This window comes from Hydrogenophaga sp. (assembly GCF_035481345.1).
Taxonomy (GTDB): domain Bacteria; phylum Pseudomonadota; class Gammaproteobacteria; order Burkholderiales; family Burkholderiaceae_C; genus Hydrogenophaga.
Genome location: NZ_DATIGV010000146.1, coordinates 1 through 6239 on the forward strand (window position 1 = coordinate 1; position 6239 = coordinate 6239).

At 70.1% G+C, this 6239-nt stretch carries 5 protein-coding genes and 2 riboswitches; of the genes, 1 reads left to right on the plus strand and 4 read right to left on the minus strand.

Annotated elements, in window-relative coordinates:
- Positions 1–54 precede the first annotated feature (54 nt).
- The 3 genes from gcvP to gcvT are packed head-to-tail and all read right to left on the minus strand — an operon-like array spanning position 55 to position 4534.
- Positions 55–2964 carry an aminomethyl-transferring glycine dehydrogenase gene (gene gcvP, locus VLG41_RS15430; protein WP_325350283.1) on the minus strand — a complete coding sequence of 970 codons (2910 nt, stop codon included), beginning with the start codon at positions 2962–2964 and terminating at the stop codon, positions 55–57.
- 25 nt (positions 2965–2989) lie between these two features.
- Positions 2990–3367 (minus strand): glycine cleavage system protein GcvH, encoded by a 378-nt coding sequence (gene gcvH, locus VLG41_RS15435; RefSeq protein ID WP_325350284.1) that lies wholly within the window; start codon positions 3365–3367, stop codon positions 2990–2992.
- Between the two features lie 18 nt (positions 3368–3385).
- Entirely contained in the window at positions 3386–4534 is a 1149-nt protein-coding gene (gene gcvT, locus VLG41_RS15440; RefSeq protein ID WP_325350285.1) for a glycine cleavage system aminomethyltransferase GcvT, read from the minus strand.
- 58 nt (positions 4535–4592) lie between these two features.
- Positions 4593–4696, minus strand: a riboswitch (glycine riboswitch).
- A 12-nt stretch (positions 4697–4708) separates the two neighbouring features.
- Positions 4709–4805, minus strand: a riboswitch (glycine riboswitch).
- A 65-nt stretch (positions 4806–4870) separates the two neighbouring features.
- On the opposite strand from gcvT, the gene ygiD reads away from it, so the two are divergent.
- On the plus strand, positions 4871–5752 hold the full coding sequence (gene ygiD / locus VLG41_RS15445; RefSeq protein WP_325350286.1) for a 4,5-DOPA dioxygenase extradiol: 882 nt from the start codon (positions 4871–4873) through the stop codon (positions 5750–5752).
- 9 nt (positions 5753–5761) lie between these two features.
- Here the strand turns inward: ygiD and VLG41_RS15450 are convergent.
- A partial coding sequence (locus tag VLG41_RS15450) for a hypothetical protein (protein WP_325350287.1) occupies positions 5762–6239 on the minus strand: 478 nt, incomplete at its 5' end.

The window sequence follows — 6239 nt, forward strand, 5'->3', positions numbered from 1 at the left end:
GGCGGGACGAGGGCGGCAGTGTACGGCCGCCCCGCCGTGCCATGGGACCCAGGGTCAATCGGCGAGGTCGCCCATCGGCACGCAACTGCAGAACAGGTTGCGGTCGCCGTAGACGTTGTCCACGCGGCCCACGGGGGGCCAGTACTTGGCGTGCGCGCGCGTGTCCAGCACGGCCGCACCCGCGTCGCGCGGGTAGGCGTGCGTCCACTCGCCCTTGAGCAGGCTGGCCGCGGTGTGCGGCGCGTGCTTCAGGGGGTTGTCGTCCTGCGGCCATTCACCCTTCTCGACGCGGCGGATTTCCTCGCGAATGGCGATCATGGCGTCGATGAAGCGGTCGATCTCCTCGAGCGTCTCGCTTTCGGTGGGCTCCACCATCAGCGTGTTCGCCACCGGGAAGGAGAGCGTGGGCGCGTGGAAGCCGTAGTCGATGAGGCGCTTGGCCACGTCTTCGGCCATCACGCCGCTGGTGTCCTTGAGCGCGCGCAGGTCCAGGATGCACTCGTGCGCGACGTGCCCGTTGGCGCTGGCGTACAGCGTGGGGAAGTGGTCTTTCAGACGGGTGCTGATGTAGTTGGCCGAGAGAATGGCGGCCTCGGTGGCGCGCTGCAGGCCCTCGGCCCCCATCATGCGGATGTACATCCACGAGATGGGCAGCACCGCCGCGTTGCCCAGCGGCGCGGCCGAGATCGCGCCCACGCCGTTCACCGGCAGGCCACCGGCTGCGTGGCCCGGCAGGAAGGGCACGAGGTCCTCCACCACGCACACCGGGCCCACGCCCGGCCCGCCGCCGCCGTGCGGGATGCAGAAGGTCTTGTGCAGGTTGAGGTGGCTCACGTCACCGCCGAACTCGCCCGGCGCGGCCACGCCCACCAGGGCGTTCATGTTGGCGCCGTCCACATACACGCGCCCGCCGTGCTGGTGCACCAGGGCACACAGCTCCTTCACCTGGGTCTCGAACACGCCGTGCGTGCTCGGGTAGGTGATCATCACCGCGGCCAGGTTCTTCGAGTGCTGCTCGCACCTGGCCTTCAGGTCGGCCAGGTCCACGTTGCCGTTCTCGTCGCACTTCGTGACCACGACCTGCATGCCCACCATCTGCGCGCTGGCCGGGTTGGTGCCGTGCGCGCTGCTGGGGATGAGGCAGATGTTGCGGTGGCCCTCGCCGCGCGAGCGGTGGTAGGCCTGGATGACGAGCAGGCCCGCGTACTCGCCCTGCGAGCCCGCGTTGGGTTGCAGGCTGATGCCGGCGTAGCCCGTGGCTTCGCACAGCCAGTCGCGCAACTGCTGGTCGAGCAGGGTATAGCCCTCGCGCTGGTCGGCGGGGGCGAAGGGGTGCACGTTGGCGAACTCGGGCCAGGTGATGGGGATCATCTCGCTGGTGGCGTTCAGCTTCATGGTGCACGAGCCCAGGGGGATCATGCTGCGGTCCAGCGCGAGGTCCTTGTCGGACAGCATGCGGATGTAGCGCAGCATGCCGGTCTCGCTGTGGTGGGTGTTGAACACCGGGTGCGTGAGGAAGTCGCTCGTGCGGCGCAGCTCGCCGGGGATCAGCGGCTCCACGCCCTTCTCGAAGGCGTCGAAGGAGGGCAGGGCCTGACCGTCTTTGGCGAAGATGCGCCACAGCAGGGCGATGTCCTCGCGTGTGGTGGTTTCGTCGAGCGTGACGATGAGGTACTTGTCCCAGGCCTTGCGCAGGTTGGCGCCATGGGCGACGGCGCGCTCGGCGATGGCGTCGGTCCGTGCCTTGTCGGTGTGCAGGCACACGGTGTCGAACACGCCCTGTTCGCCGTGGTGCGTGTCGGTGTAGCCCAGTTGCGCCAGGCCCTTGGCCAGGATGGCGGTGTAGGCCGCCACGCGCTGCGCGATGCGCTTGAGCCCTTGCGGGCCGTGGTACACGGCGTACATGCTGGCGATCACCGCGGGCAGAACCTGCGCGGTGCAGATGTTGCTGGTGGCCTTCTCGCGGCGGATGTGCTGCTCGCGCGTCTGCAGCGCGAGGCGGTAGGCGGGTTTGCCGTGCGCGTCCACACTCACGCCCACCAGGCGGCCGGGCAGGCTGCGCTTGAACTCGTCGCGGCAGGCCATGTAGGCGGCGTGCGGGCCGCCGTTGCCCATGGGCATGCCAAAGCGCTGCGTGGTGCCGACCACGATGTCGGCGCCCATGTCGCCGGGCGACTTGAGCAGGGTGAGCGCGAGCAGATCGGCCGCCACGATGAAGGCGGCGCCCTTGCCATGCACGGTGGCCGCGTCCTGCGTCCAGTCGTGCAGCCAGCCGCTGGACGCCGGGTACTGCGTGAAGGCGGCAAAGTAGTCGTCGGCCGCGAGCATCGAAGCCCATTCCTCGCCCGACATGGCGATGCGGACCTCGAGCCCCAGTGGCGCCGCGCGCGTCTGGATCACCTCGATCGTCTGCGGGTGCACGTCGCCCGACACCACGAAGGCCTTGCCCTTGGCCTTCACCGATCGCTTGGCCAGCGTCATGGCCTCGGCCGCGGCGGTGGCCTCGTCGAGCATGGAGGCGTTGGCGATGGCCATGCCGGTCAGGTCCGTGACCATGGTCTGGAAGTTGACGAGTGCCTCCATGCGGCCTTGCGAGATCTCGGCCTGGTAGGGCGTGTAGGCGGTGTACCAGGCCGGGTTCTCCAGGATGTTGCGCAGGATGACGCCCGGCGTGTGCGTGCCGTGGTAGCCCTGGCCGATGAAGCTCTTGAGCAGCTTGTTCTTGCCCGCGATGGCCTTGAGTTCGGCCAGCGCCGCGGCCTCGGTGAGCGGCGCGGGCAACTGCATGCCCTGGCGGCGCGCGATGGCCCGCGGCACGATGCTGTCGATGAGCGCGCGGCGCGAGGCCTCGCCGATGACCGAGAGCATGTGGCGTTCATCGGCGTCGGTGAGGCCGATGTGGCGCGCGACGAACTCGCTGGCGTTTTCGAGTTCGCCCAGGGGCTTGACGGAGGGCATGAGCATGGCGGGCCTCAATGGCGGAAGGGAATCAGGCGTTGTCCTTGACGAACTTCTGGTAGGCCGGCTCGTCCATGAGCGGATCGAACTGGCCCATGTCCTTGATGAGGACCTTGAAGAACCAGCCCTGCCCCAGCGGGTCGCTGTTGGCCAGGGACGGGTCGGCGCGCAGGGCCTCGTTGACCTCGGTCACTTCGCCGTCGAGCGGCATGTAGACGTCGGCGGCGGCCTTCACCGATTCGACGACGCCAGCCACGTCGCCCTTGGCGTAGGTGCGGCCCACCTCGGGCAGTTCGACGAAGACCACGTCGCCCAGCGCGTCCTGCGCGTGCAGGGTGATGCCGACGACGGCGGCCTCGTGGTCCTCGAGCTGGATCCACTCGTGATCGGGGGTGTACTTGACGGTCATGGTCGGTCTCCTGGGCGTTCAGCCACGGTGGTAACGGTTGGGGACGAAGGGCAAGGCGGATACCTGCATGGGCACGGCCTTGCCGCGCACCATGGCGTTCAGGCGCGTGCCCACGGCGGCGAAGGCCGGCGGCACATAGCCCATGGCGATGGGTTGGTTGATGCTGGGGCCGAGCAGGCCGCTGGTGACTTCACCGAGGCGCTCGCCGGCCTCGCTCTGCAATTCGGTGTGCTCGCGCACGGGCACGCGCTCCTGCGCGATCAGGCCGACGCGAACGCGCTGCGGCGGCGTGCTGCCGTCGAGTTGCGCGAGCACGCGCTCGGCGCCGGGGAAGCCGCCCGCGCGCGCGCCGCCGGTGCGGCGCACCTTCTGCATCGCCCAGTTGAGCGCGGCCTCCACCGGCGTGGTGGTGGTGTCGATGTCGTTGCCGTACAGGCAGAGGCCGGCCTCCAGGCGCAGCGAGTTGCGCGCGCCCAGGCCCACGGGCTTCACCTCGGGCTGCGCCAGAAGGGCGCGCGCGAAGGCCTCGGTGTCGGCGGCGGCCAGGGAGATCTCGAAGCCGTCCTCGCCGGTGTAGCCGCTGCGCGTGGCGAACAGCGGCTTGCCCTGCCACTGGAAGGCGCCACCGGTCATGAACACCAGCTTCTCCACCCCGGGCACCAGGCGCTGCAGCGCCGCCACGGCCTGTGGGCCTTGCAGCGCGAGCAGGCCGCGGTCGAACTGCGGCTCCACCGTGCAGCGCGCGCCGATGCGATCAACGATGTGCTTGAGGTCGCCGTGCTTGCAAGCGCCGTTGACGATGACGAAGAGGTCGCCGCCGTTGGCCACGTCGCGGTTCACGAACATCAGGTCGTCGATGACCGTGCCCTCGTCGGTGAGCAGCAGGCCGTAGCGCTGCTTGCCGGGCGCCAGGCCGATCACGTCCACCGGCATCAGGCTCTCGAAGGCGGCTGCCGCGTCGGGGCCGGTCAATCGCAACTGGCCCATGTGCGAGACGTCGAACAGACCGGCGGCGCTGCGCGTGTGCAGGTGCTCGGCCATCAGGCCCGCCGGGTACTGCACCGGCATGCTGTAGCCCGCGAAGGGCACCATGCGCGCGCCCAGTTCAAGGTGCAGCGCGTGCAGCGGGGTCTGCAGGAGATCGGTGGAGGCGTCGGAGGAAGACAAGGCGGGCTCGCTGGCGGGGGCAGGCCCCTCGCGGGGCGGAACACGGGGGTCATCCGTGCGCTGCCCCACTGTCCGCTTTACCTGAGAGATTCACGCGGGCGATGCCGCGCTTGCTCCTTCGGTGGACCCCATCGGGTGGGGCCTCTCTCCAGGGGGGATCGCCTGCCGTTCGGCGGGCGTCTGCCAGTCCTTTTGCCTGAGCGTTCGGGGCGGTTGAAGCCTCCTGCGCCTTCGGCGGTTCCTCGAAGGAACGCTCTCCTGACAATGCGGCGGATTCTAGCCGGGAACCTTGCGTGAAACGGCCGATCGCATCGTGGCTTCATCACCGCCCCATCCATGAACCGCCGCCACCTGCTGCAAACCCTGTCCGCGCTCGCCGCGATCACCCATTCGGTGCGCCCGGCCGGCGCCGCCGCACCGCCATCGCGCATGCCGGTGATCTTCATCGGGCACGGCAGCCCCATGAACGCGATCAGCGACAACGACTTCACCCGCGCCCTGGCGGCCTGGGGCCAGCGCCTGCCGCGCCCCTCGGCGATCCTCGCGGTGTCGGCCCACTGGCTCACGCCCGGCGAGACGCTGGTGGACGTGCAGGCGAAGCCGCGCACCATCCACGACTTCGGCGGCTTCCCGCGTGCCCTGCACGAGATGCAGTACCCCGCGCCCGGCTCGCCCGAGACGGCGCGCGCGCTGCGCTCGATCGTGAAGCACCGCCGCGTGCAGGAGAGCGACGACTGGGGCCTGGACCACGGCACCTGGACGGTGCTGCACCACCTCTACCCCAAGGCCGACATCCCCACCTTCCAGCTCTCCATCGACTACGCCGCCCCCGGCCCGGTGCACCACGCCATCGGCCGCGAACTGGCGGCGCTGCGCGAGCGCGGCGTGCTCATCGTGGGCAGCGGCAACATCGTTCACAACCTGCGCGCCACCGTGCGCGGCGCGGCGCCCGGCGCGCGCGGCCTCACCGACTGGGCCAATGACTTCGACGACGCGGTGAAGCGGGCCTTGAGCGAGCGCAGCTTCCAGAACGAGCGGCGCCTGATGCTGTACGAGACGCTGGCGCCCGCCTCGGCCGCCATGGCCGTGCCCACGCCCGACCACTACTGGCCCTTCCTCTATGCGCTGGGCGCCAGCGAGCCGCGCGAGGCGCTCACCACCACCTACGAAGGCTTCCACTCGGGCACGCTGTCCATGCGTTGCCTGCAGTGGGGCTGATGGGCCGGATCAGGCGTCCTGGAGCGTTGACTCGGGGAGCACCTTGGCCAGCCGCTCGCTGATCGAGGCGGCGCGCTCGGTGCCCGCCACGCGCTCGATCTCGATGAGCATCTCCTGGCCCACGGCCATCATGCTGCTCGCGTCACGCGCTTCGCGCAGCGCCTGGCGGAAACGATCGGCCAGCGTGCGGTCGCGCGGGGCGAACATGCGGTCCGACAGGTCGAACAGGAACATGCGCGCGCTGGCCAGCGAGCGCGGGCCGCTGAAGGTGTCGACCGAACCGCGCGGCGGCGGTGGCACCGGGCGCGCGGGTGGTGCCGCGGGCGCCTGCTCGATGAGGTAGCCACCGGCGATCAGCGCCTCCACCATCGCGCGGCCTTCGCCGTGGAAGAGGGCGTGGAGCGATTCGGTGGACTTGCGGCCATCGGCCACGAGCAGGATGGCGCGCTCGCGCTGGCCCAGGCTGCGGTGGCCCGGCAGCAGTTCG

What these genes read in the sequence shown, in the direction of transcription:
- gcvP (WP_325350283.1), bottom strand. Translation starts at nt 2,964, where the DNA reads ATGCTCATGCCCTCCGTCAAGCCCCTGGGCGAACTCGAAAACGCCAGC.
- gcvH (WP_325350284.1), bottom strand. Translation starts at nt 3,367, where the DNA reads ATGACCGTCAAGTACACCCCCGATCACGAGTGGATCCAGCTCGAGGAC.
- ygiD (WP_325350286.1), top strand. Translation starts at nt 4,871, where the DNA reads ATGAACCGCCGCCACCTGCTGCAAACCCTGTCCGCGCTCGCCGCGATC.